The sequence below is a fragment of the Shewanella intestini genome (genome assembly GCF_018221465.1).
Taxonomy (GTDB): domain Bacteria; phylum Pseudomonadota; class Gammaproteobacteria; order Enterobacterales; family Shewanellaceae; genus Shewanella; species Shewanella intestini.
The window spans coordinates 47,976-72,068 of record NZ_JAAIKR010000015.1; the positions used below are offsets into that span (position 1 = coordinate 47,976).

Genomic DNA, 24,093 nt, shown 5'->3' on the forward strand with positions numbered 1-24,093 from the left:
GATTACCCATTTTAAACCCATTTTTAAGTGCACATAAACGCCATGAAATCACATATTATCTCTTTGTTAGAACAAACCGTTGAATCCTTTAAGCAGCAAGCACTGATCCCTGCCGATTTTCAAGCTCGCATACAAGTGGATCGCACGAAAGATAAGAGTCATGGAGACTTAGCAACTAACCTTGCAATGATGCTCACCAAAGTGGCAAAAAAGAATCCTCGCGACATCGCTCAGCTGATCATCGACAACTTGCCTGAGTCTAGCCATGTGGCCAAAGTAGAAATTGCCGGCCCGGGTTTCATTAACTTCTTTATTGACGACAATGCCCTCGCAAGCCAATTGCAAGCCGCCCTAAACGATGATCACCTTGGTATTGAACGCCCAACGAAACAAACTATTGTTGTCGACTACTCGTCACCAAACCTTGCAAAAGAAATGCACGTAGGTCACTTACGTTCGACCATTATTGGCGACAGTGTGGTGCGTGCACTTGAGTTTCAAGGCCACCATGTTATTCGCCAAAACCATGTCGGTGATTGGGGCACGCAATTTGGTATGCTGTTGGCTTACATGGAAGAATTACGTACTGACGATCAAGCACAAGCGTCATTGCAATTATCTGACTTACAAGAATTTTATCGCGCAGCAAAAGTCCGCTTTGATGAATCTGACGAATTTGCCACTCGCGCCCGTAAATTAGTGGTTGAGCTGCAATCAGGTGACGAATACTGCAACAAACTATGGCGTGAATTTAACGACATTTCTCTAAGCCATTGTCTTGAAATTTACCAACGTTTAGGTGTTAGCCTAACCCGTGAAGACGTACGCGGCGAAAGTGCATACAATGCTGACCTTGAGCAAGTGGTTGCCGACCTTGATGCCAAAGGCTTGCTGAGCGAAAGCAATGGCGCTAAAGTCGTCTTCCAAAACGAATTTAAAACCAAAGACGGCGATCCATTACCGGTTATCCTCCAAAAAGCTGATGGTGGTTACTTATACGCAACGAGCGATATGGCCGCCATGCGTTACCGTTCAAACGTACTAAAAGCCGACCGCGCATTGTACTTTGTTGATTTACGCCAAGCATTGCACTTCCAGCAAGTATTTAGTCTTGCACGCCAAGCAGGCTTTGTTAATCCAGAAATGTCATTAGAACACACCGGGTTTGGCACCATGAACGGTGAAGACGGCCGTCCATTTAAAACCCGTTCAGGCGGCGTAGTTAAATTAGTCGACTTATTAGATGAAGCCGACGTACGTGCATTAGAGTTAGTGCGCAGTAAAAACCCAGACATGGACGAAGCCGAATTAGCTGAAATCGCCCGTGTCGTTGGTATTAGCGCCGTTAAATATGCTGATTTATCTAAAAACCGTGCTAGCGATTACATCTTTAGCTTTGAACAAATGCTCAGTTTTGAAGGTAACACCGCACCTTACTTACTTTATGCATACACGCGCGTGGCGGGTATCTTCAAACGGGCACAAGATGTTGATTTAAGTCAGGCAAAAATTGTCCTTGAACATACTAAAGAAAAAGAATTAGCCAACAAATTAGCACAATTTAATGAAGTGCTTACCCGCATGACCACGAAAGGTCAGCCGCATGTGTTATGTGCTTACTTGTACGAACTTGCCAGTGAGTTTTCAAGCTTCTATGAGGCTTGCCCAGTGCTTGCTGCAGACACCCAAGCACAAAAAGAGTCTCGTTTATTGTTGGCTAAACTGACCGCTAACACGCTAAAAACCGGGTTATCTTTATTAGGCATTGACACTCTAGAGCGCATGTAATTATGAGTCGTGACTACGCAAATCGTAAACCTAAAACAGCCAAAAAGCCTCGTGCAACTCGAGGCAAAAAAGCGCAACCACAACGCAGGAAACCTTATGGATTATTCCTCATGGTATTGGTTTTTGCTGGTGTTTTTGGCTACTTCTTGTGGTGGTTAAAAAGCCCGACCACTGAACCTGCGGCCCCAGCGATAAAAACGCCGGTGGTGATTGAACAACCTAACGCAAAACCGGTGAAAAAAGACGACTTACCGCCTAAACCTGAACAAAAATGGACCTACCAAGAAGAGCTTAAAAATAAGCAAATTGAAGTTGATATTCCTGAGTCTGAAAAGCTGCAAGTTAAGCTGTACCAAATGCAGTGCGGGTCATTTCGCAAAGAATCGCAAGCGCAAACATTAAAAGCGCGCATTGCTTTTCAAGGGTTTGAGGCGCAAGTTAAACGAACAGAAGGCACCACGGGTCTTTGGTATAAAGTGGTCATGGGGCCTTATGAAGGTAAACGCCTAGCAGAAACACAAAACCATAAGCTTCAAAAAGATGGCATAAACGGCTGTCAAATTTGGTTATGGCAATAATCGCTCACCCTCAGCAATAACGGTATTCATTCAGGCCACATTTTGTGGCTTGAATCTTATCTGTCCTTGAAATAATAAATATTATCCCCATATCTTTTTTATCAATCAACCGCTGAGGATCCACTCATGCGGTGTGAAAGTGAAGAGGATTTACCGTGACTACAATCGTATCCGTACGCCGCAATAATCAAGTTGTCATCGCTGGTGATGGCCAAGTTTCCCTCGGCAATACTGTCATGAAAGGCAATGCACGTAAGGTGCGTCGTCTATATCACAATAAAGTACTCGCTGGCTTTGCCGGTGGTACTGCTGATGCTTTTACCCTATTTGAGCGTTTTGAAACCAAACTCGAAATGCACCAAGGCCACTTATTAAAGTCTGCCGTTGAGCTCGCCAAAGACTGGCGCACCGACAAAATGTTGCGCAACCTAGAAGCCATGCTCATTGTAGCCGATACCGAAGCGTCATTAATTATTACCGGTAACGGTGACGTCGTCCAACCAGAACACGACTTAATTGCCATTGGTTCAGGTGGCAACTTTGCCCACGCATCAGCATTGGCATTAATTCAAAACACCGAACTTAGCGCTCGTGAAATTGCCGAAAAGTCACTCACCATTGCGGGTGACATTTGCGTATTTACCAACCAACACAAAACGGTTGAGCAAATCGACTACTAAACCTGAACGTAAGGAATAACCATGTCTGAAATGACTCCACGTGAAATTGTTCACGAACTTGATTCTCACATTATTGGTCAAAGTAAAGCGAAGCGTTCAGTAGCTGTTGCATTGCGCAACCGCTGGCGTCGTATGCAACTTGAGCCTTCATTGCGCCAAGAAGTTACCCCAAAAAATATTCTCATGATTGGCCCTACCGGCGTAGGTAAAACTGAAATTGCGCGTCGCCTTGCTAGACTGGCTAACGCGCCTTTTATTAAGGTAGAAGCCACCAAGTTCACTGAAGTGGGCTATGTCGGTAAAGAAGTTGAGCAAATCATTCGTGATTTAACGGACTCAGCAATTAAACTCACGCGCGAACAGCAAATGAAAAAATGCCAATATCGCGCAGAAGAACAAGCCGAAGAGCGTATTTTAGATGCCTTGCTACCGCAACCGAAAAAAAGTGAGTGGGACGCACAAGAGAAAGATAACTCAAGTACGCGCCAAATCTTCCGCAAAAAATTGCGCGAAGGTCAGTTAGACGACAAAGAAATTGAAATTGATGTTGCTGCACCGCAAATTACTGCTGAAATCATGGCACCTCCTGGCATGGAAGAGATGACCAACCAGCTTCAAGGTTTATTCCAAAACATGGGCGGTCAAGACACCACCAAACGCAAAAAGATGAAAATCAAAGATGCGCGTAAACAACTGGTTGAAGACGAAGCGGCAAAATTAGTTAATCAACAAGATTTAAAAGAACAAGCGATTGAGTTAGTAGAACAAAATGGCATTGTATTTCTTGATGAAATCGACAAAATTTGTAAACGCGGCGAATCTTCAGGCCCAGACGTTTCTCGTGAAGGTGTCCAGCGCGACTTACTGCCATTAGTAGAAGGTTGCACCGTCAATACCAAACACGGCATGGTAAAAACAGACCACATTTTGTTTATCGCCTCTGGTGCATTCCAAATGTCAAAACCATCAGACTTAATCCCTGAGCTACAAGGTCGTTTACCCATTCGTGTTGAATTAGACGCCTTAACCGCCAATGATTTTGAACGTATTCTTACTGAGCCTCACGCATCGTTAACCGAACAATACGTGGCATTAATGGCAACTGAAGGCGTCACCATTGAGTTTGTTGAATCAGGCATTACCCGTCTTGCAGAAGCCGCATGGCAAGTAAATGAACGCACCGAAAACATTGGCGCACGTCGTTTGCATACGGTGATGGAAAAACTAATGGAAGACATCTCCTATGATGCATCAGAAAAGTCAGGCACTTCATTTGTGATTGACGACAGCTATGTAAATAGCCACCTTGATCTATTAGTGCAAGATGAAGATTTAAGTCGCTTCATTCTCTAAAGGCATACTAAGCTGCTGTGCTTCCTTAAAAGGTAAGCCAGCGCCCAGCTAATATCATTAAAGGTGGTAAACTTCATTGAAGTGACCACCTTTTTTATTGGCACAGTTTGCTAAAATCATAATCAATTACCCCTTAACCCCAAACCAAGTGAGCCATGTTATGACTGCTTCACCCGTAGTGACCGACATAAAACTAAAGCGCAAATCAAAAATGTTAGTGGTTAGCTTTGACAATAATGAAACCTACAACATCAGTTGTGAAATGCTTAGGGTCCACTCTCCATCTGCCGAGGTGCAGCGCCACGGCAATCCAATACTGGTAACCCATAAAAAAGAGGTCAACATTACCGCCATTGAACCTGTGGGTAATTATGCGGTAAAAATTGTCTTTGATGATGGCCATGACACAGGGCTATTTTCATGGAAAATATTATATGAACTGGGTAGTCAGCAAGTTGAAATTTGGGAAAAATACCTCGCCCGCCTTCGCGCGGAAAAAGGCTCACGTGAAGCAATGATTTCAATGAATATCAAATATTCATAATCTAACCCAATCATTAAATGGGTTTACTGCTAGATGAGTTAACACAAAAAAACAGGGCGATGCAATGCATCGCCCTGTTGTTTATACTGCGGTGATATGTCGTGATATAACAGACACTAAGTTAACTTATGCTACCTTTGAGTAACCCCCCTGATGACTTGAGCGTGTATCTAAGTGGCCACTTAAGCGGGTTAACCCTAAAGCCACCAAGACAATCAATGCACCAATCCAAGGCGTATTCATTAAACCTGAGTCAGCAACAATCATTCCGCCGCCCCAAGAGCCTAATGCAATCCCCACATTAAAGGCGGCAATGTTTAAACCAGACGCCACATCTACAGCTTCAGGCGTATATTTTTCAGCAAGCTTAACAACATACACTTGTAATCCAGGCACATTACCAAAGGCAAACGCACCCCAAACTAAAATCGTTGCCACTGCCGCAATAGGATTAAACGCCGTCACATTAAAGGTAAGTAGTACTGCAGCAAGGCCAATAAAGATAATCGTCAGCGCTTTTACTGGGCCAAATTTATCAGCCATTTTACCGCCCCAAATATTACCAACAGCAACCGATACACCATAAACCAACATAATTAAACCAATGGCACCAGAGCTAAAACCAGACACGTTTTCTAAAATTGGCGCAAGGTAAGTAAATGCGGTGAATGTGCCGCCATAACCTAGAGCTGTCATGGCATAAACTAATAATAGTCTTGGTTGAGTTAACACTTTTAACTGTGCCGACAATTTAGCTGCTGGCGGTTGCTTTAAGTTGTTTGGTACTAATATCGCACTGCCAATTAACGCCGCTAAACCCAGAAGTGCCACAATTAAGAATGTTGCATGCCAACCAAACGTTTGGCCAATATACGTTCCTAGTGGTACACCCGTCACTAACGCTACCGTCAGCCCAGTGAACATAATCGCAATTGCGCTCGCCGCCTTTTCTTTAGGGACTAAACCTGTCGCAACAGTCGAACCGATTGAAAAGAAAACCCCATGGGCAAGACCGGTCAGGATACGCGCCAAAATTAAGGTGCTATAACCGGGTGCTTGCCAAGCTAATACGTTACCCAATACAAATAACGTCATAACCGAAAGTAAAACATACTTTCTATTCCACTTGCCTGTTAACGCGGTTAATACTGGTGCACCAATCGCCACGCCTAAGGCATATAAGCTGACTAATAAGCCAGCCGATGGTAATGACACGTGTAAATCTAATGCCATTGTTGGGATCAAGCCAACAATAACAAACTCTGTTGTTCCGATAGCAAAGGCGCTTAGCGTCAATGCAAGAAGTGCTAAAGGCATAATCTGCTCTCTTGTTAATAAGCGGGCTTAATTTAGCCAGCTTGTTTTCGATGGCGCTATTATGCCCAAACCCATATTTGTGAAAAACAGCATCTTTTGCAAATGACTTTTGTTATAAATAGTGGTAATAGTGCTAAGATTAAGCCTCATGAAAGCCATAAATGGTTAAGGTGGTCAAATGCTCACTCGCTCAGATGATTTGCATATGTTATTGGCGGTTATTGATAGCGGCGGTTTTTCAGCGGCAGCAGAAGCGTTAGATGTTCAAGTCGCCAGAGTGTCACGCGCGGTCACCAAAGTGGAGCGGCAGTTAGGTGTTTCTATTCTTATTCGCACCACGCGGCGCATTGAACTTACTGATGAAGGCAAGCAATTTGTCGACACAATCCGCAATGGCTTAGACCATATTCAACAAGCCGAGCAGAGCTTGATTATGCAAGGCGAGCTCCCGCGAGGTCGGTTACGCGTTGACGCCGCAAGTCCGTTTGTATTCCATCAATTAGTCCCGTTGATTGCGGGTTTTAATCAAGCTTACCCAGACATTCAAATCGACTTAAGCTCTAACGAAGGTTTTGTTGATTTACTTGAAAAACGCACTGATGTAGCCATTCGAATTGGCGAGTTAACCGACTCTACCTTACATGCCAGAGCACTAGGTAAAAGCGAACTCTATATTGTCGCCGCCCCCAATTACCTTGCAACACATGGCGCGCCGAAGAAGGTCAATGAATTAGCCCAACATGACACCATTGGTTTTAGCTCACCAAAAATTTTAAACCGTTGGCCACTAAAAGGGTTTGACACTCTCACCCCTAAGATCACTTGTTCAAATGGAGAAGCGATACGTCAGTTAGTATTGGCAGGCAACGGCATTGCGTGTTTGTCTGGATTTATGGTCAGAAGAGACATTGAGCAAGGCAATTTAATTCCGCTATTAACGAATGAAAAAATTACCGATACTGGCCGAGAGCGCATTAATGCGGTGTATTACAAGTCATCATCTGTCGCCAAAAGGGTGTCTGCGTTTATCGATTATATTAAGCCTAAATTATCACTGTAAGTTACGGCTCAATCATGATAACGTTTCGCTAATATACATTGTATTTAGCAACAAAATTCCGTACTTGTTTTAGGACTCACATGCGATTTTCATCAAAAATTTTGCTTACTCTTTCACATTTCTCATTCGCCGCCATTGGTTTTGCCCTTGGAATCTACGCATTACCCATTCTTAGCGCTCCGCCATCAATTAGCGACGCTGACATTGCCAAACTGTCACTCGACAGCCGTTACACTGCTAAATTCACCAAAGACCTAGAAGACAGCGATTTACTGCACTGGGGAAAAGGCACTGTCTCATTGGGCGATCACGCGATTACTTTTATTGGTGAACTTTCTCCAGGGCCAGATTATAAAGTGTATTTATCACCTAAATTTGTTGAAACAGAGTCCGAGTTCAAACGCTTAAAATATGCTATGCATAAAGTTGGTGAAGTGAAAACCTTTGACAACTTTGCCCTGCACTCCTCCGTGCCACTGCAATTAGATCAATACAATACCGTGATAATTTGGTGTGAACGCTTTGGTGAATTTATTACCTCGGCCAAATATCGTTAATCACAATAGGTTCTCATAACCCACTAACACATAAGGGGCAACATGATGTTGCCCCTTAGTTATTTGCCCTTTCCCTTCTCAGCGCTCGGTATTTACGACTCGAAATTTTCCCCAACAATGGGTTATTGCCCATCTTATTTCCGATGCATCGCCGCACATCCCAAACAGTCAAGCCGCCAAACGAAGATAGTCCATTGCCATCACCTGCAACGTAAAGCAACTACATTAAAAATAAGTTACAAACCCTTATTCACGAATATGCTAGCTTTAAATGAGAAAAGATTGCGCTTTAAATCAGGCGGCAACGACAGACAAGTGCATCGGTTGGTTTTTCATCATAGCAATCATTAAATAAAAATATAATAGCGAGGTAATTTTGAGCGAACAACATCCAATTATTGCAGACCTTCTTTGGCGTCATACAGCAAAAAAATACGACACGTCAAAGCAAATTCCTCAAGCAGATTTAGATATTTTATTTGAAGCCATGCGCCTTTCTGCCTCATCAATTAACTCTCAACCTTGGCGTTTTGTGGTCATTGAAAGCGATGATGCCAAAGCTCGCATGAACAGTACTTTTGCCAATAAATTTAAACCTAATCAACCACATATATTTGACAGCTCACTTGTTATTTTGTTTGCTCATAACCCTAACTACACCCAAAAAGATTATGCTGAAGTGGTTGATAAGGGCATTGAAGACAAACGCACCAAACAAGAAAACCGCCAAAGTGCATTTAACAGTTACATGTTTGCTGAACTTAATACCGATGAAAATGGTGACAACAGCGCATGGACTAAAGCACAAACTTACTTAGCGCTTGGCAACACCCTCCATACCTTGGCACGTTTAAAAATTGATGCCACGCCAATGGAAGGCATTGATACTGAATTAGTTAATGAAGAATTCAAAGCCGAGCTTGATGGTTATCAGTGTGATGTGGCATTAGCGATAGGCTATAAACACCAGGAAGATGACTACAACGACAAGCTGCCAAAATCTCGTCGCAACTTAACCGATATTATGGTGCGCGTGTAATTTACATCTAGTGTCATTTTTATCTTTAACATTCAAAATACCAGCGCTGTCGCTGGTATTTTTTTATCTTTACTCTCTACATACTCGCTTTTTAACTATGGCTATTAACGCCAACATAAACGCTTAAATGGTTATCCACTTCGCTATGTAAGCTGCCTCAAAAAGTTATCGTTAAAATTCGCATGAACAATCAATAAAAATAGCGTTTATAGCCCTAACAATATTTGCATTGCTTTACATTTTGTAGCAGTTCATTGACTGTAAAATCAGTATTATAACGACATGAATCATCGTCACTGGAGTTATTATGGCTGTCTCATTTATTAGAACTAGATTGCTAAAAGTTTCAGCGCTATGTGTAGGATTACTGGCACTATCCGCTTGCTCAAGCAACCAACAACAACAACCGCCTCATAAAGTAAAAAAACACCCATATAAACCCACAACATATACGGTAGTTCAACTCAATAATCAGCATACCCATGCCAATATTATTGTGGTGAATAAACGAATTAATAAGCGTAATTGTTGGCAACACGGCAATCATTTTCATTGCAAAAGATAACGCTAACTTTAGTTTATTGACTCACCGTGTCAGCCTGCTGGCACGGTTAACTGTTCATGCAAAAATAGCCATAGTAAGTAGCCGCCAAGGCGCGTTAACTTCGTTATAATCACCACAACTCGTTAAACTAATAATATATCGTCTGGCAAAGGAACTCCCATGAAATCAATTTGCTTAGCATTACTCTTGTGCTTCATTACTAGTTTCTGCGCAGTGGCAGAAAAATTAGCCGCGTATGATGATATCCCCCTGCATTGGCGCACCGAAATCATTCCGTTTCCATTACATTTTGCCCCACAAATTAAGCTTAGAGGCGTTGAAGAGTTAGTCTTTGCTCCTGGCATGTACCAGCCCAAGCGAGCTGACTTTTTCAGTTATGCGTTTACTTGGATAATTAAACCAACAGAAATTGATGAAAGCTTAATGCACACTTATTTACGCCAGTATTACCAAGGTTTATATCAAGCGGTTGCCAAAGATAACCCACGCAGTGATATGGTTAAAGTGACCATAAGTGAAGCAAAAACTGACCGTTTTTATCGCGGCCATATAGATTGGGTAGAACCTTTTGTTAGCCATCAACCACAAACATTGTATTTTCAAGCCAGTAAAACCCATTGCAGTAACAGCAAACAAACCCGTTGGCACTTTATGGTTTCACCGCAACCTAAAAGCCATGCTGTTTGGACTGATTTAAACGCCCTTACATTAGCGCAATGTTAAGCCACTATTTCCAAGTTATGTTTGGATTGAGAACGCAGGGTTTATCATAATAAACGCAAAGTCGTCGTGCAGTAGAGCGCCTGCGTCATGAGCCAATGATGCAATGATGCAATGATGCAATATTAAGGTTATTTCCCAATAATAATCAGTAAATTATAGGGCTGACTTACCGACTCAGATTATTTGCAACAAGCCCGTTTAAGTCAGATTTTATAGCGTCTTTCTCCTAATAAAAAACCCAGCGCGTTGGCTGGGTTTTTTGTGTCGTTAAGGATTAACTATTTTGTTGACTCAGTATCTGCTTGTGGCGGTTTATAACCTTTGCGTTCTTTCTTACTAAATAGTTTTTCAACTACGTAGAAGAACAATGGAATAAAGAAGATACCAATAAAGGTTGAACTCATCATGCCGCCAAGTACGCCAGTACCAAGCGCATTTTTACTGCCCGAGCCAACACCGCTGCTAATTGCAAGTGGCACAACACCTAAACCAAAGGCTAACGATGTCATTAAGATTGGACGTAACCGCACTCGCACAGCGTGAAGCGTCGCATCCATTAATGTGGCACCTTTATCGTAGAACTCTTTGGCAAACTCAACAATCAAGATGGCATTTTTGGTTGCAAGCCCCACCGTAGTAAGCAGACCTACTTGGAAGAACACGTCATTAGGTAACCCGCGACCATTCATCGCCAGCAAGGCACCAATAACCCCTAATGGCACAACTAAAATAACTGCAAAGGGCACCGACCAGCTTTCATATAACGCTGCCAACACTAAGAATACAACCAATACGGATAACGCATATAATGCAGGCGCTTGGTTGCCTGATAAGCGCTCTTCATACGAAAGACCATTCCATTCAATCCCAAAGCCTGGGGGTAACTTTTTGGCCATTTCTTCAAAGTCGTTCATGGCATCACCGGTACTGTATCCCGGTGCGGTCGCCCCTTGAATGTTAACCGCAGAGAACCCATTAAAGCGTTGTAACTGCGGTGAGCCAAAGGTCCATTTACCAGTAGAAAATGCTGAGAATGGCACCATTTCACCCGCAGAGTTTCGCACATACCAAGTGTCTAAATCGCTCGGTTGCATCCGATATTTAGCATCACCTTGTACATACACTTTTTTCACTCGACCGCGATCAATAAAGTCATTCACATACGAGCCCCCCCACGCAGTGCCTAATACACTGTTCACATTATCAATATCAATGCCTAATGCGCGCACTTTCGCTTGGTCGACGTTAATTTCATACATGGGTGCATCTTCTTGCCCATTAGGACGCACACCAACAAGATTAGGGTTTTGCGCAGCCATGCCCAGCAGTTGATTTCGGGCAGCAATAAGTGCTTCATGCCCTTGACCACTGCGGTCTTGCAAGTACATGTCGTAACCGTTTGCCGTGCCTAGCTCAATCACCGCTGGCGGCACGAAGGCAAACACAAAGGCATCTTTTATCTGACTAAAGCGCCCCATTGCCCGCCCGGCAATTGAGGTAACGTCTTGACCCGCTTCACTTCGGTCAGCCCAATCTTCAAGGCCAACAAATGACATCCCCATGTTTTGCCCCATACCTGCAAAACTAAACCCTGCAACGCTAAAGACTGACTTCACATTGCCTTTTTCTTGCTCAAGGTAATAGTCACTAATTTCATCTAGTACACCAATGGTGCTTTCTTGAGTGGAGTTAGTTGGCAAGATAGCTTGAGTAAATAAAATACCTTGGTCTTCATCTGGCAAGAACGCCGTTGGCATGCGCATGAATACCCATGCAGTGGCTACCACTAATAATATGTAAACCCCCATCATGCGGACACTGCGTTTTAATATACGGGCAACATTGGCCTCATAACGCGAGGTTAAACTGTCAAACTTACGGTTGAACCAACCAAAAAAGCCTGTCTTGCTGTGAGTATGGCCTTTAGGTAATGGTTTTAGCATGGTGGCACATAATGCAGGTGTGAATACCATTGCCACAAACACCGACAACGCCATAGCCGACACAATGGTGATTGAGAACTGGCGATAGATAACCCCAGTTGAGCCTGACATAAATGCCATTGGTACAAATACTGCTGACAAGGTTAAGCCAATCCCCACCAGCGCACCGGTAATTTGATCCATCGATTTTCGGGTAGCCTCAAGCGGACTAAGCCCTTCTTCGGACATCACCCGTTCGACGTTTTCCACCACCACGATGGCATCATCCACTAGCAAGCCAATAGCCAACACCATGGCAAACATGGTTAAGGTGTTCACTGAAAACCCTGCTGCCGATAAAATGGCAAATGTTCCTAACAAGACAACAGGCACAGCAATTGTTGGGATCAAGGTTGCTCTGACGTTTTGCAAGAACAAGTACATGATCAAAAACACCAATACAATGGCTTCAAGCAACGTGTGCACAACGCCTTCAATTGATTTTTCAACAAAAGGTGTCGTGTCAAACGGATAATGAATAACCAGCCCCTCAGGGAAGTAAGCTTGATATTCATTAAGGCTTTCGCGAATGTTTTTCGCTGTGTCTAATGCATTGGCACCCGTAGCCAATTTAAACGCTAATCCCGCAGCAGGTTTACCATTGTAGTAAGACTTAACGGCATAGCTTTCTGCACCCAGCTCAACTTTTGCAACGTCATTTAAATATACGTTTGCGCCAGAAGAGTCTGACTTAATAATAATGTTTCTAAATTCTTCAGGTGTTTGCAGGCGGCTTTGCGCAGTAACCGTCGCATTAAGTTCTTGCCCAGGCATTGCAGGTGTTCCACCTAATTGCCCGGCTGACACTTGTGCATTTTGTTCACGAATCGCGCCCATGACATCAATACTGGTGAGGTTATATTGGGTTAGTTTTAGTGGATCTAACCAAATACGCATCGCATATTGCGCACCAAACAGTTCAATTTCGCCTACGCCCGGAACACGGCTCATCGGGTCTTGCAAGTTAGCTGCGACGTAGTCTGAAATATCACTTATGTCGAGCGAGCCATCTTCAGAAACAAACGCGGCCACCATTAAGAAACCGGCACTAGATTTGTTTACATTTACCCCTTGCGCTTGCACTTCTTGAGGCAGTAATGTCATTGCGGCTTGCAGTTTGTTTTGCACTTGCACCTGAGCAATATCAGGATCGGCTTGTGCATTAAAGGTTAACGTAATCGATGCATTACCAAAACTGTCACTGCTTGAAGTGATATAACGTAAATCGTCAATCCCTGTCATGCGCTGCTCAATGACCTGAGTCACTGTATCTTCCATCGTTTTAGCAGAAGCACCGGGATAGTTAGCTGAGATAACCACTGTTGGCGGCGCAATACTCGGGTACTGTGCCACTGGCAGGTTTTTAATTGCTAAGACCCCTGCCAGCATAATTAAGATTGAAATCACCCATGCAAAAATCGGGCGATCGATAAAAAAGCGAGCCATAGTGACGTCCTATTCTTGAGGAGTTTTAGTTGATAATACCTGCGGTGACACCGGTGCACCTGGACGAATTTTTTGTAAGCCCTCAACAATTAATTTGTCTCCCGCTTTCAGTCCAGACGTAATGCGCCATTGATTACCAATCACTTCTGCGGTTTTAACGTTACGCGATTCAACGGTGTTATTGTCATTCACTATCATTGCCACGGCTTGCCCTTTCGAGTTACGAGTGAGCGCTTTTTGCGGAACGAGAATCGCTTCAGGATCAGTACCCGTTTCTAAAATGGCGCGCACATACATGCCAGGAAGTAACATGCCGTCAGGGTTAGGGAACTCAGCGCGAATAATCACCGAGCCGGTGGTTTCATCAACGCTCACCTCAGCAAATTGCAGTTTACCGAGTTGGTCGTAAGTGGACCCATCTTCAAGGATTAATTTTACGGTCGCGTTTTCACTTTTCAGCAGTTTGCCAGCTTTAAGTTGATTTTTAAGGCGTAACATTTGCGCACTTGATTGAGCAATATCAACATTAATGGGATCTAGCTGTTGGATAGTCGCCAAGGTATTACTTTGATTAGCGGTAACCAAAGCACCAGCTGTCACCGCTGATTTACCAATGCGGCCTGAAATGGGTGCCTTTACTTCAGTGTATTGAACATTGATTTTAGCCGTATTAATTGCAGCTTCAGCAACAACAACACTGGCTTTAGCTGATTGATATGCCGAAAATGCTTCATCATAATCTTGTTTACTAATCGCATTTGTCGACAACAAAGCTTTATAACGTTCTGCAGTGGCTTTGGTTGAACTTAAAGACGCAAGAGCACTCGCTAAATCCGCTTTGGCGCTAATCAAAGTCGCGTCATAAGTAGCTGAGTCTATTTGATACAGTGATTGGCCTTTCGTCACCTCACCACCTTCAGCAAATTCTCTTGAAGTAATAATGCCAGACACTTGTGGGCGCACTTCAGCTTCAAGAAAAGCACGACTACGACCAGGCAATTCCACCTCAATCGATTGTGGTTGTGCTTTCACTGTCATCACGCCAACCGCAGTTGGTGGAAGTTGTTGTTGAGCTGCAGCTGGATCGGCTTGCTTGTTACAAGCTGAAACCAGCATTGTCGCAGCAACAACTGCGGCAATTTTGAGTGCGTTATGCATGTTATCTATACTCCTGAGTAATCCCACTATAAATGGCTATATCGCCATTCAACGTTATTTGGGACAGTTTTAATTTGGTTAAAAATTAACTAGCGCCTTTATCTCACAGGGAAAAACACCTAACAACGTTCAATCCATGTTTAAATTGTAAATAAATAATTAGCTTAGATTGATTGATACCAACTTGTTAACACCGCCCGTTAAGGCTGGGCATTTAGTTATAATTGTTAGAAAAAGGTTAGCGCTAAATCGGGTTGTTTTCTATCTAAAATATGTAATTGTATCAATTATACATGTTGTCACTTTTTAAAGGTTATTTAATACCTTATCAATGTTTGTTATTCAGTCGCTATGTGTAAATCTGGTTGCTGTTGGCTAAAAGGCTTCCACCAAGGTCGTGTTATAGTGCTGTGACCAATAATGACTTCTTCACCAAATACAGGCGTTAATAAGGTGATTTGGTGCACAGCGGCTAATTGACTAATTTGCTCGAAAGGTTCAAACCAATCATGCAGCGCTAAGTCAAATGTTCCATTATGAATCGGCAACATAGCTTTGCCGTTTAAATCAATATGAGCTTGTAAACTTTGCTGCGGCATCATATGAATATCCAGCCACAGTTCGTTATATGCCCCCGTTTCAATTAAGGTTAAATCAAAAGGGCCAAACCGCTCGCCAATGGTTTTAAAGCCTGAAAAATAGCCACCATCACCACTAAAAAATACTTTATGTTGTTGCCCCGCAATCACCCAACTTGCCCACAAGGTCTGATCGCGGTCGAATAAACCACGCCCTGAAAAATGCTGTGCCGGTGTGGCGGTGAGCTTAATGCTGCCAATATTGACACTCTGCCACCAACTCAGCTCTGTAATGCGCTCAGGCGCAACCCCCCAATGGATTAAGTGCTCACCGACTTTCGACGGAGTAATAAAGTGATCAACTTGAGTGGCTAAATACTCAATCGTGGCTTTATCAAGGTGATCATAGTGATCATGGCTAATAATCACTGCGCTAATCGGCGGCAGCTCATCAAGCCTGATAGGCGATTGATGAAAGCGCTTGGGACCCGCCCATTGCACAGGTGAAGCGCGCTCACTAAACACAGGGTCAAGTAACAAAAAGGCATTATCAATTCGCATTAATATGGTCGAGTGACCTAAACGATAAACCGCATCATGTTGCTCGCTCATTAATTGCTGCTTGGTCAGCGATGTCACCGGAATAGCTTGTGTGGGGCTTGGGGCATCGCGCTTTTGGGTTAAATAGGCTTTAGTTATACGCCAAAAGTCAGCTAACCCCGTTTGATAGCTAATTTCAGTATTTTGATATTTGCCATTGATCAATTGTTGTGTGTGGTTAGAGGGCATTTCTAAGTTCCTTTGTGTGGCTAAGTTGGCGGACTTTTTAGAAAAATAGTGCAAGCCCCCTGCGATAAGCAACGCCATAACCAACAGGAGTATCGACAGATAGACGAGTTTCAACGTTGCCTCACTTGCAAAAGTAAACTACACGGTTTAGTTTATTATTGTGAATTTGAAAAGTAAACTACTAAGTGTAAAATACGCGCATCATCAACTGAGATAACAACTCATGCCAACACCAGTAAAGAAAAACCGAAGTGAACAAAAACGTCAGTCGATTATTGACGCGGCTAAAACCACGTTTAAGGAATTTGGTGTCGCAGCAACCAGTATGGATAAAGTGGCCGAAATTGCGCAGGTGTCAAAGCGAACGGTATACAATCATTTTGCCACTAAAGATGACTTAGTCACCCATTTAGTTAGTACGCTTTGGATGGAAGCACTTGAAAAACAAACATTGGTGTACGACCCAGCATTAGCACTGGCACCACAACTTAAACAATTGATACTTGATGAAGTGCACTTTTTAACTTGCCAAGACAACCTTGATATTGCACGTATGGCTGTGGGATATTTGTTTTATAACACGGGAGAATTGCACAAAGAAATGGCGCGTTTAAAGCAATTTGAAACCGCGTTGTTACGTTGGATAAAAGCAGCCACCGCAGACGGTAAGTTAAATGTCACGGAACCAGAATTTGCCAATGACCAAGTTATCCACCTTATTAAAGGTCAATGCTTTTGGTCGCAAATCATTGGCAACCAACCACCATTATCAGCCGACAAATGTGAACAGCTTGCACAAGAGACAACAAAAATGTTTCTAAGCCGTTATCAAGTGGCCTAACGCTTTATAAAATGCGATATAGCACAAACTGTATACCAGTCAACCACTGGTATGATTAAGTAACGAACAACGTTTACATCACTACCTTTGGTACATTATGAGCAAAGAACTACTTTCTACTTCTATTTTTAAACTTTTCGATGCCTATCGGCACAATATGCGTAAAGCAATGAAAGCGAACGAATTAGGCATTTGCTCAATGCACGTACAATGTATTTTGTATATTAAGCAACACCAAGCCTGCACCGCTAATGACATAGTGAAGCACTTGGCGCGCGATAAAGCCCAAATAGCTCGCCTCATAAAAGAAATGATTGAAAAAACATGGCTGGTTAAACAGATAAACCCTAACGATAAGCGTAGCCAACAACTGCTACTGACAGAGAAAGGCCATGCACTTGCTGACAGCATTCAACAAACACAACACCAAGTGCACCAACAAATGCAAAATCAACTCAACACTGAAGACCTTATTGAATTTCAGCGTATTGCAAACCTACTGACTAAAAACTTACAGCCATAACTCCGTTGCATTGTCTTACTATTGTCAGGCGATGCTCAGCTTGCTAGAAGTTATCACCCACACTTAATGAAATTATTCGGCTAATCTCAGCCAAGGTTAGCCCCGTTTGCTGCTGCCAATGGTTAAACACGTCCTGAGTTTGCTGCAACCCTGACTTAGACGTAAAACCATAATCCACTAGCTTGTGAGCTTTTAAATACGCTTGCACATCTTGAGATAATAAAAAGGTATCTTTGCCCACCGCGCGTAAAAAGTAAGGTCCTGTATTGCCACCTAAACGAGCACCTTGTTTTTTCAACACTTGCCATAAGCCGGTAATATCGTCACAAGGCCATTGCGCGATAAACTCGGCAAAGCTGCCATGTTGCTGGCTTATTTGTTGGATCATATAAGCATTATCAACAATGGCTTGGGTTTTCTTTTGATGGCGAATTAACGTGGCATCGGTGGCGCGTTGTTGTATTTGCTCTGGCGATAGCATCAAGACTTTAAACGGTTCAAAGTCAAAAAAGGCTTGTTCGTAGGCAGGCCATTTATGTTCAACCACTCGCCAAACAAAACCACTTTGAAATACCCGCTTACTCATCACCGACAATAACTCGGCGTCGGAGTATTCCTTAATTTGCTGTGCCGACAAGGTGTCTGGCAGCAACATTTCTACGGCGTCAGGGCCGCCTTTTCGCTCACAAGCACGTTGGTAAATTGCTGAGAATTTTTCTGGTTTAGCCACATGTATACCTTAACAAATCAATGACCCGCACAATTGCCATTTATGATACGACGCTTACGAAACTAAGCTCAACTTTGGAGCAAGGTTTTGATCTTTTTTCAATTGCAAAAAGGCAATCCATTGAACGACTTCTGGGGGTAACTCAGGCGCTGGGCCTTGATGCCCAGCTTCAGCGACTAAAGTTTCAATCGGCACTTGCTTACCTTTGTGTAAAAACACTCCACGCACATGCACAATACTGTGTAGCCCTCTTGCGGTAACAAAGCGGTGTTCAATATAAAAGTATTTTTGATCCCAACCGACAATTTTGGTTTCAATTTCAAACTTTTCAAACGGTTTAATATCACGAATGAAGGTAAATTCAGACGCGTTAACAATGGGTGCCCAACCTAATTTTAAAAACCGCTTCATAAACCCCATTTCAGCGATCATATGGGTGCGTGCTAAATCTAAAAATGCAGGGTAACGAGAATTGGTTAGGTGCAAATTAATATCGCAATCAAGCGGTAGTGCCCGATAACTAATACGGCTAGTACCAAGAAAACCAATGCGCTTACAACGGTGAATACGCCACATAAACAACCAGATAAGACGGAAATACAAATTCATGACTACAACTCCTAAAATTCGCCGCAAAGGCTAACAGAGCCGCCTTATGTGAGCAAGCACAAGTCGCATAAATTTTACTTAGTTGAACATTGCTATAACGATACAAACGTTTGCATTACAAGCTCCTATTTTCATACAAAGCGCCACATAAAATTCATCATTTTTTATGTCATTTTTTCGGTCTAGCGAAGAGAACAGCGGATTTATAATCGAGAATGGCATTTTTATGACATCGGTATTGTTTTTCATACCTAATAAGCATTAGCATTATCGCGTCTGATTGAGGTGCAATCAGAATTTATGAATTCTCAGGGCGGAGTGAAATTCTCCACCGGCGGTGTATCAGTTCCTACTCGTTAGAAAATGATAAGCCCGCGAGCGCTCGATTTATCGAGGTCAGCAGATCTGGTGCCTTAGTTATCGCTAACACTCCAGAGCCGACGGTTAAAGTCCGGATGTAAGAGAATAGAAAACCATCAGTAACTTTTTAACTGATGCATTTACTATGGCCTAAAAACCCCTCTTCAAGCCCTGATTCTGGTATTTTTATTTGGAGTAAACCATGAATCAGTTATCACTACTTTCCCAGTTTGGTGATCCTATCGAACGTGTTGAAAAAGCATTAGTTGCATTACGTGAAGGTAAAGGCGTTTTGTTACTTGATGATGAAGATCGCGAAAATGAAGGCGATATTATTTGTTCATCAGAAAACCTAACCGCTAAACAAATGGCATTAATGATACGCGAAGGTAGCGGCATTGTGTGCTTATGCTTAACCGACGAACAAGCCGACAAACTTGAACTGCCACCAATGGTGAAAAACAACAATAGCGCGAATCAAACCGCTTTTACTGTGTCAATTGAAGCAAAAGAAGGTGTGACAACAGGCGTGTCAGCAAAAGACCGCGTGACCACAGTTAAAACAGCGACAGCTGCTGATGCTAAAGCATCTGACCTTGCTCATCCTGGCCATGTGTTCCCGCTACGCGCACGCGCAGGTGGTGTGATGACTCGTCGTGGCCACACAGAAGGTACAGTTGATTTAATGCAAATGGCAGGGTTAAAACCTTCAGGCGTATTATGTGAAGTCACTAACGAAGACGGCACAATGGCAAAAGCGCCAGAGATTGTCGCATTTGGCATTAAACACGACATGCCTGTGCTAACCATTGAAGATATGGTGCTGTATCGTCAACAACACGATTTAAAGCTAGCCTAACTGCTTGATTAACTCATTAGCCTACATTCTGGCTAATAATTTTAATCTGCAAACATTATTTTAAAAAGGCGCTACTCGGTAGCGCCTTTTTTATGGGTTAATTTTGCGCCGACAAATATCCGCAACACCTAACAACCATAGATGAGCTAAACCCAACAAGCCCTACAGATGTAGGGCTTATTGGGGAGTGATGAGATATGTTGTTATTTAATTTTTATGCATTTTACCACCGTAGTTGTTTTTCAAACTGTCCAGTTTAGAACCCTGTTGATGACATTCACCACAAGCAAAACCATCTTGTAGATATGGGTACATATACGTGTCTTTTGCTTCTGGGTCTTGGAATTGACCTTTTTCGTTGAACAGATCAATGGCGAAAGTATGGATGCGAATATCACCGGTTTTATTGCCGTGCTTATTGGTTGTTGAAACCGCATTTTTGACAACATCTGGCATATGACAATCAATACACGCTGTAGCAAAGAAGCCCTCTTGACCATGGCCTGCGTTCATCTCAACTTTATTTGCATGACAAGTTGTACAGTCCATTTTAATCGCACCAATGTGTTCTGGTTCATGCTGATTAACCGCCGATTTATGGGTGTCATGACAACTACTACAGGTCATCCCCACTTGATACTTGCCGCCCATAATGTCACCTGTATCAGGGTCAATTCCCATAAACTCGTCATGGCTTTGGTGATGGCGAGGTAAGCCGTTTCTTACTGCAACGCGCGCACCAAATTCAGGTCCATTAGGGAAGGTTTTATTAAAGCTACTGGTAAAGTCGTTATCCACATTACGGTCGCCGTCGCGAGTATGACATTCAGCACAATGCATCGGTTCACCATAACCCATTGTCTCTGATGACAATGATGCCGTTGTACGTGGCGTCGCTATACGGGTAATGTCATTTTTATTGGCTGTATTTGAATGGGTTAAACCTGCGCCATGACAAGCTTCACATTGAACACCACCCTCAAAGAACGTGCCGTGAACGCCGGGTAAGTCATCTTGTTTTTGGCTATAGCCAATTTCAGAATATGGTTTCCAACCCGTGGTATGACACTGGCCACAGTTATACGGTTTATTCACTGAGCCACCGTTATAATTAACCATCACTTGGTCATCTAGCCCTAAGTCTTCGGCATGAATATTAAATTGTGCTTCACTGCCTGTAACAAGGTAGCCATCTTTGTCTAGCCAACGGTATTTCCAAGCATAACCGCCTGATGTATATGCCACGTCAGCATAACTTTGTGGTTTACCTAAAGTGTTGTCAGTATCAGCTGCTGAGTTAACAAGCTTATCAATTGCACCGTCAACGCTAGAATAAGGAAATGCAGGTGTCTCATCATTGGCAATGGTACTAATTTTAAAGTTATGCCCGTGTAACTGATGGCTTGCCACATCTTTAAATGGACTGCCTTCACCGTGACAAGCTAAACAACGCTGAGTGCCAACATACATTGGTTCGTGCGCTGTCACGACAATAGTGGCAGACGCTTCATCGACACCATTACTCACGGTATAACTGATGTTAATGTCGCCTTGTTGAGATTGAGGATCAAGCTTAATCAGGTCGCCATCTAGCTGGACTACACGGCCTTTGTCAGTCGTTGCTGAAACTAAAGTTAACGACTGACCACTTGAGTCACTGGCATGGAGCATAGGATTGATGATAATAGCCCGGTTAGCATCAGTGGTACGCTGGGCGTTTTCAGCAACAGGCGGGGGATTAACCGGCGGCGGAATATCTGGAAGGTTGTCACTACTATTATCACTACCACAAGCACATAGCATGGTTACCATGGTTGCTAATAGCAGCTTTTTGCTTTGAATGTTTGCGTTCATTTGTTCATCCTTAAAAAAGTATCTCAATCGTTTTTAATCACAATTGATATGTCTCTTTGGACATGGGAGCAGTATTCGCTCAATACTTTTAAAGGGATAGATAACTGGACTTCACAAGCCGATAAAGCCTGTGAAGTTTAGTTATCTAAAAACAAATAAACCATTGATTATATATAATATTTAAAATCATGCTAAATTATGATTTTGCAGTACAAATTGGCCTGTATTTGTCAAAATATAGATCTTGTTCTCATTTTGCATAACCAACCCAGCTTTCTTCAACTGACGTAAATGGAAATTAAATTTAGTGTGATCTTCTACCCCAACAAGGCGGCACAAATCCATAAACTTAATCTTTTTGTGTTGGCCCAATTGCCTAAGCGTTTCTCTCCTTAAACTGTTTGCCAGAGCACCATACACTCTGTCAGGGTCGATATCAGTATTAGCTTTAAGCAATTGTTTTTCTTCGATACTACGTTTAAGGGTGATAATTAACTCGGCGCGATTAAATGGCTTGGTTATCACACTATCAGCCCCTTTTTTCATCGCATCAACAGCAGTATCAACAGTAGCGTATGCCGTCACAATCACCACTGCCATAAATGGATTAAGTTGACGCAAATTAGAAATCGCCTCGACACCTGTCATCCCAGCCATAAGTAGGTCTAATAGGGCGATATCATAATGTTGTTGCTCACAGGCATTAATTGCCAGTTCAGCACTCGCAACATCCGTCACTTGATAGCCTTCTATTTCTAGAATATCGACCATATTTCTGCGCAGTTCAATATCGTCTTCTGCAATCAGTACCTTAACCATAGTGGTCACCTTTTAATTGGAAATTGATCACCGCTTGGGTTCCTTTACCTTGTTCACTATGAAGCTGTAACTCACCATGATGACGCGCCACAATTTGCTCACAAATAGCCAACCCTAGCCCAGTGCCTTTGCCAATTGATTTAGTCGAATAAAATAATTCGTTAGCCCGTTGTAAGGTTTTCTCATCCATGCCGTGGCCGCTATCACTAACGGTTAACTGCACCACGTCATGACGCGCAAGCACCGTGATGTCAATTTGACTATGCGGCTCACTGGCATCCATGGCGTTATTCAATAAGTTAATTAATAGCTCTTCAAGTTTCACTTTTTGACCGACTATTACCAGCGTTTTGGGGCATTGCACGACCAGCGAATATGCCGCCAATTTATGGATCAGTATTTGCTTTGCGGAAGCAATCACTTCACAGATATTCACCTGTTCGGTATGACTGACATCTGTACGTGCATAAGTCAGTAACTCTTTACTTATCACTGCAGCACGGTCGATACCAAGTCTGGCTCGATTAAGGTAATCAAGTGCTCTAGGTTGTGCTGGCAACTGACGCTCAAGTAAATCTAAGGCCAATGTGGATGAGGCCAAAGGGTTGTTAATCTCATGGGCAACGCCCATTGCTAAATGGCCAATAGCTTTAAATTTATCGGCTTCAATTGCACGTTTAAGCTTAGCTTCTGTGGCGGCTTCTTTCTCAATATCAAAAATCTTAAGTGCTTTAAATAAACTCACTAGCACAATCCCAGCGGCTAAGGTCCTTAGAACAGGCACACAAGAGTAATAAGTCGTAGGTACTAGCCCAGCTAATACCCCGTAAAGCATCAACCCCAAACCAGTGGCGATAAAATATTGCCCGTATTGATGGTTCTCTTTACGTAACTGCTGCCCATAAAGAGAAATGCCCACACCCGCTAAGGTTGCGCTGCCAAAACCTAATAACACTCGCGTGTAAGTCGTTATTTCAGCAAAGCTGTCTGCCATTTCTAAGGTGCCGTGATAGAAAAGCCCTAAAATAAGGCTGTAAATCATCACCGTCAGCACGATTATGCTGCGACCAATTTGACCGCAAGGCTTGAGGACAATAGCAAACAACAACCAAGCAAAAATCATCAATCCAGTAAATGACAACGCTAATTTAATTAACCGCAACCATTGCACAACATATTGATATTGAGGCGAAATATCATGACTAAACAAGATGATATAAAGCTCAGACCATTCATGAAAGGCATGAGAAAAACCAAACAAAGCTAATGCCCATAACGTCGATGAAATGCGCAACTGACTGTGTTTAAAATGTCGAAATACCACCACACAGCCCATAGCAA

The 24,093-nt window shown here is 42.9% G+C and carries 21 protein-coding genes and 1 riboswitch; of the genes, 12 read left to right on the top strand and 9 right to left on the bottom strand.

What is annotated here, in order from left to right; translation table 11 throughout:
* The first annotated feature begins 42 nt into the window (after positions 1 to 42).
* The 5 genes from argS to G3R48_RS13995 all read left to right on the top strand — a co-directional run bounded on the left by argS (position 43) and on the right by G3R48_RS13995 (position 4,943).
* Positions 43 to 1,788: an arginine--tRNA ligase gene (gene argS / locus G3R48_RS13975; RefSeq protein WP_153665635.1), complete on the top strand. Its 1,746-nt coding sequence runs from the start codon at positions 43 to 45 to the stop codon at positions 1,786 to 1,788.
* A 2-nt stretch (positions 1,789 to 1,790) separates the two neighbouring features.
* Entirely contained in the window at positions 1,791 to 2,366 is a 576-nt protein-coding gene (locus tag G3R48_RS13980; RefSeq protein ID WP_153665637.1) for an SPOR domain-containing protein, read from the top strand.
* A 155-nt stretch (positions 2,367 to 2,521) separates the two neighbouring features.
* A complete protein-coding gene (hslV, locus tag G3R48_RS13985; protein WP_212593369.1) occupies positions 2,522 to 3,046 on the top strand; it encodes an ATP-dependent protease subunit HslV in 525 nt (174 codons plus the stop codon).
* A gap of 21 nt (positions 3,047 to 3,067) precedes the next feature.
* Positions 3,068 to 4,399 (top strand): ATP-dependent protease ATPase subunit HslU, encoded by a 1,332-nt coding sequence (hslU, locus tag G3R48_RS13990; RefSeq protein WP_153665639.1) that lies wholly within the window; start codon positions 3,068 to 3,070, stop codon positions 4,397 to 4,399.
* A gap of 160 nt (positions 4,400 to 4,559) precedes the next feature.
* Positions 4,560 to 4,943: a gamma-butyrobetaine hydroxylase family protein gene (locus tag G3R48_RS13995; protein WP_153665641.1), complete on the top strand. Its 384-nt coding sequence runs from the start codon at positions 4,560 to 4,562 to the stop codon at positions 4,941 to 4,943.
* A 126-nt stretch (positions 4,944 to 5,069) separates the two neighbouring features.
* On the opposite strand, the gene G3R48_RS14000 is transcribed toward G3R48_RS13995, so the two are convergent.
* The gene (locus G3R48_RS14000) at positions 5,070 to 6,260 is read right to left on the bottom strand and encodes an MFS transporter (RefSeq protein ID WP_153665643.1); all 1,191 of its coding nucleotides are present in this window, start codon (positions 6,258 to 6,260) and stop codon (positions 5,070 to 5,072) included.
* 178 nt (positions 6,261 to 6,438) lie between these two features.
* Here G3R48_RS14000 and G3R48_RS14005 point away from each other — a divergent pair, with 178 nt between their 5' ends.
* From G3R48_RS14005 to G3R48_RS14020, 4 genes are all read left to right on the top strand, one after another.
* The gene (locus tag G3R48_RS14005) at positions 6,439 to 7,320 is read left to right on the top strand and encodes a LysR substrate-binding domain-containing protein (protein ID WP_153665645.1); all 882 of its coding nucleotides are present in this window, start codon (positions 6,439 to 6,441) and stop codon (positions 7,318 to 7,320) included.
* Between the two features lie 80 nt (positions 7,321 to 7,400).
* Positions 7,401 to 7,877: a DM13 domain-containing protein gene (locus tag G3R48_RS14010; protein ID WP_153665647.1), complete on the top strand. Its 477-nt coding sequence runs from the start codon at positions 7,401 to 7,403 to the stop codon at positions 7,875 to 7,877.
* Between the two features lie 376 nt (positions 7,878 to 8,253).
* Positions 8,254 to 8,916, top strand: coding sequence for a nitroreductase family protein (locus G3R48_RS14015; protein ID WP_153665649.1), 663 nt, complete (start codon positions 8,254 to 8,256; stop codon positions 8,914 to 8,916).
* 724 nt (positions 8,917 to 9,640) lie between these two features.
* Positions 9,641 to 10,204, top strand: coding sequence for a hypothetical protein (locus G3R48_RS14020; RefSeq protein ID WP_153665651.1), 564 nt, complete (start codon positions 9,641 to 9,643; stop codon positions 10,202 to 10,204).
* Positions 10,205 to 10,482: 278 nt separating this feature from the next.
* Here G3R48_RS14020 and G3R48_RS14025 read toward each other — a convergent pair whose 3' ends face one another.
* The 3 genes from G3R48_RS14025 to G3R48_RS14035 all read right to left on the bottom strand — a co-directional run bounded on the left by G3R48_RS14025 (position 10,483) and on the right by G3R48_RS14035 (position 16,157).
* Entirely contained in the window at positions 10,483 to 13,632 is a 3,150-nt protein-coding gene (locus G3R48_RS14025; protein WP_153665653.1) for an efflux RND transporter permease subunit, read from the bottom strand.
* A gap of 9 nt (positions 13,633 to 13,641) precedes the next feature.
* Entirely contained in the window at positions 13,642 to 14,790 is a 1,149-nt protein-coding gene (locus G3R48_RS14030; RefSeq protein ID WP_153665655.1) for an efflux RND transporter periplasmic adaptor subunit, read from the bottom strand.
* 338 nt (positions 14,791 to 15,128) lie between these two features.
* On the bottom strand, positions 15,129 to 16,157 hold the full coding sequence (locus G3R48_RS14035; protein ID WP_153665657.1) for an MBL fold metallo-hydrolase: 1,029 nt from the start codon (positions 16,155 to 16,157) through the stop codon (positions 15,129 to 15,131).
* 223 nt (positions 16,158 to 16,380) lie between these two features.
* Between G3R48_RS14035 and G3R48_RS14040 the strand changes: the two genes are divergently transcribed.
* Entirely contained in the window at positions 16,381 to 16,998 is a 618-nt protein-coding gene (locus G3R48_RS14040; protein ID WP_153665659.1) for a TetR/AcrR family transcriptional regulator, read from the top strand.
* Between the two features lie 97 nt (positions 16,999 to 17,095).
* The gene (locus G3R48_RS14045; protein WP_153665661.1) at positions 17,096 to 17,521 is read left to right on the top strand and encodes a MarR family winged helix-turn-helix transcriptional regulator; all 426 of its coding nucleotides are present in this window, start codon (positions 17,096 to 17,098) and stop codon (positions 17,519 to 17,521) included.
* Positions 17,522 to 17,564: 43 nt separating this feature from the next.
* Here G3R48_RS14045 and G3R48_RS14050 read toward each other — a convergent pair whose 3' ends face one another.
* Together G3R48_RS14050 and G3R48_RS14055 are read right to left on the bottom strand one after the other, a co-directional pair.
* Entirely contained in the window at positions 17,565 to 18,251 is a 687-nt protein-coding gene (locus tag G3R48_RS14050; RefSeq protein WP_212593370.1) for a DNA-3-methyladenine glycosylase I, read from the bottom strand.
* A gap of 54 nt (positions 18,252 to 18,305) precedes the next feature.
* The gene (locus tag G3R48_RS14055) at positions 18,306 to 18,860 is read right to left on the bottom strand and encodes a thioesterase family protein (RefSeq protein WP_153665663.1); all 555 of its coding nucleotides are present in this window, start codon (positions 18,858 to 18,860) and stop codon (positions 18,306 to 18,308) included.
* A gap of 300 nt (positions 18,861 to 19,160) precedes the next feature.
* Positions 19,161 to 19,331: riboswitch (FMN riboswitch) on the top strand.
* Positions 19,332 to 19,422: 91 nt separating this feature from the next.
* Here G3R48_RS14055 and ribB point away from each other — a divergent pair.
* Entirely contained in the window at positions 19,423 to 20,079 is a 657-nt protein-coding gene (ribB, locus tag G3R48_RS14060; protein WP_153665665.1) for a 3,4-dihydroxy-2-butanone-4-phosphate synthase, read from the top strand.
* A 207-nt stretch (positions 20,080 to 20,286) separates the two neighbouring features.
* On the opposite strand, the gene G3R48_RS14065 is transcribed toward ribB, so the two are convergent.
* The 3 genes from G3R48_RS14065 to G3R48_RS14075 form a co-directional block, all read right to left on the bottom strand.
* Positions 20,287 to 21,933 (bottom strand): Ig-like domain-containing protein, encoded by a 1,647-nt coding sequence (locus G3R48_RS14065; RefSeq protein ID WP_153665667.1) that lies wholly within the window; start codon positions 21,931 to 21,933, stop codon positions 20,287 to 20,289.
* 186 nt (positions 21,934 to 22,119) lie between these two features.
* A complete protein-coding gene (locus tag G3R48_RS14070) occupies positions 22,120 to 22,752 on the bottom strand; it encodes a response regulator (RefSeq protein ID WP_153665669.1) in 633 nt (210 codons plus the stop codon).
* Complete coding sequence (locus tag G3R48_RS14075) at positions 22,745 to 24,076, bottom strand: sensor histidine kinase (RefSeq protein WP_323741276.1); 1,332 nt, start codon at positions 24,074 to 24,076, stop codon at positions 22,745 to 22,747. Before G3R48_RS14075 ends, G3R48_RS14070 begins: the two co-directional genes overlap by 8 nt.
* Between the last annotated feature and the right edge of the window lie 17 nt (positions 24,077 to 24,093).

Excerpts from the sequence above, each read along its gene's own strand:
- argS (WP_153665635.1), top strand. The coding sequence starts at position 43 with ATGAAATCACATATTATCTCTTTGTTAGAACAAACCGTTGAATCCTTT.
- G3R48_RS13980 (WP_153665637.1), top strand. The coding sequence starts at position 1,791 with ATGAGTCGTGACTACGCAAATCGTAAACCTAAAACAGCCAAAAAGCCT.
- hslU (WP_153665639.1), top strand. The coding sequence starts at position 3,068 with ATGTCTGAAATGACTCCACGTGAAATTGTTCACGAACTTGATTCTCAC.
- G3R48_RS13995 (WP_153665641.1), top strand. The coding sequence starts at position 4,560 with ATGACTGCTTCACCCGTAGTGACCGACATAAAACTAAAGCGCAAATCA.
- G3R48_RS14000 (WP_153665643.1), bottom strand. The coding sequence starts at position 6,260 with ATGCCTTTAGCACTTCTTGCATTGACGCTAAGCGCCTTTGCTATCGGA.
- G3R48_RS14005 (WP_153665645.1), top strand. The coding sequence starts at position 6,439 with ATGCTCACTCGCTCAGATGATTTGCATATGTTATTGGCGGTTATTGAT.
- G3R48_RS14010 (WP_153665647.1), top strand. The coding sequence starts at position 7,401 with ATGCGATTTTCATCAAAAATTTTGCTTACTCTTTCACATTTCTCATTC.
- G3R48_RS14020 (WP_153665651.1), top strand. The coding sequence starts at position 9,641 with ATGAAATCAATTTGCTTAGCATTACTCTTGTGCTTCATTACTAGTTTC.
- G3R48_RS14025 (WP_153665653.1), bottom strand. The coding sequence starts at position 13,632 with ATGGCTCGCTTTTTTATCGATCGCCCGATTTTTGCATGGGTGATTTCA.
- G3R48_RS14030 (WP_153665655.1), bottom strand. The coding sequence starts at position 14,790 with ATGCATAACGCACTCAAAATTGCCGCAGTTGTTGCTGCGACAATGCTG.
- G3R48_RS14035 (WP_153665657.1), bottom strand. The coding sequence starts at position 16,157 with ATGCCCTCTAACCACACACAACAATTGATCAATGGCAAATATCAAAAT.
- G3R48_RS14040 (WP_153665659.1), top strand. The coding sequence starts at position 16,381 with ATGCCAACACCAGTAAAGAAAAACCGAAGTGAACAAAAACGTCAGTCG.
- G3R48_RS14045 (WP_153665661.1), top strand. The coding sequence starts at position 17,096 with ATGAGCAAAGAACTACTTTCTACTTCTATTTTTAAACTTTTCGATGCC.
- G3R48_RS14055 (WP_153665663.1), bottom strand. The coding sequence starts at position 18,860 with ATGAATTTGTATTTCCGTCTTATCTGGTTGTTTATGTGGCGTATTCAC.
- ribB (WP_153665665.1), top strand. The coding sequence starts at position 19,423 with ATGAATCAGTTATCACTACTTTCCCAGTTTGGTGATCCTATCGAACGT.
- G3R48_RS14065 (WP_153665667.1), bottom strand. The coding sequence starts at position 21,933 with ATGAACGCAAACATTCAAAGCAAAAAGCTGCTATTAGCAACCATGGTA.
- G3R48_RS14070 (WP_153665669.1), bottom strand. The coding sequence starts at position 22,752 with ATGGTTAAGGTACTGATTGCAGAAGACGATATTGAACTGCGCAGAAAT.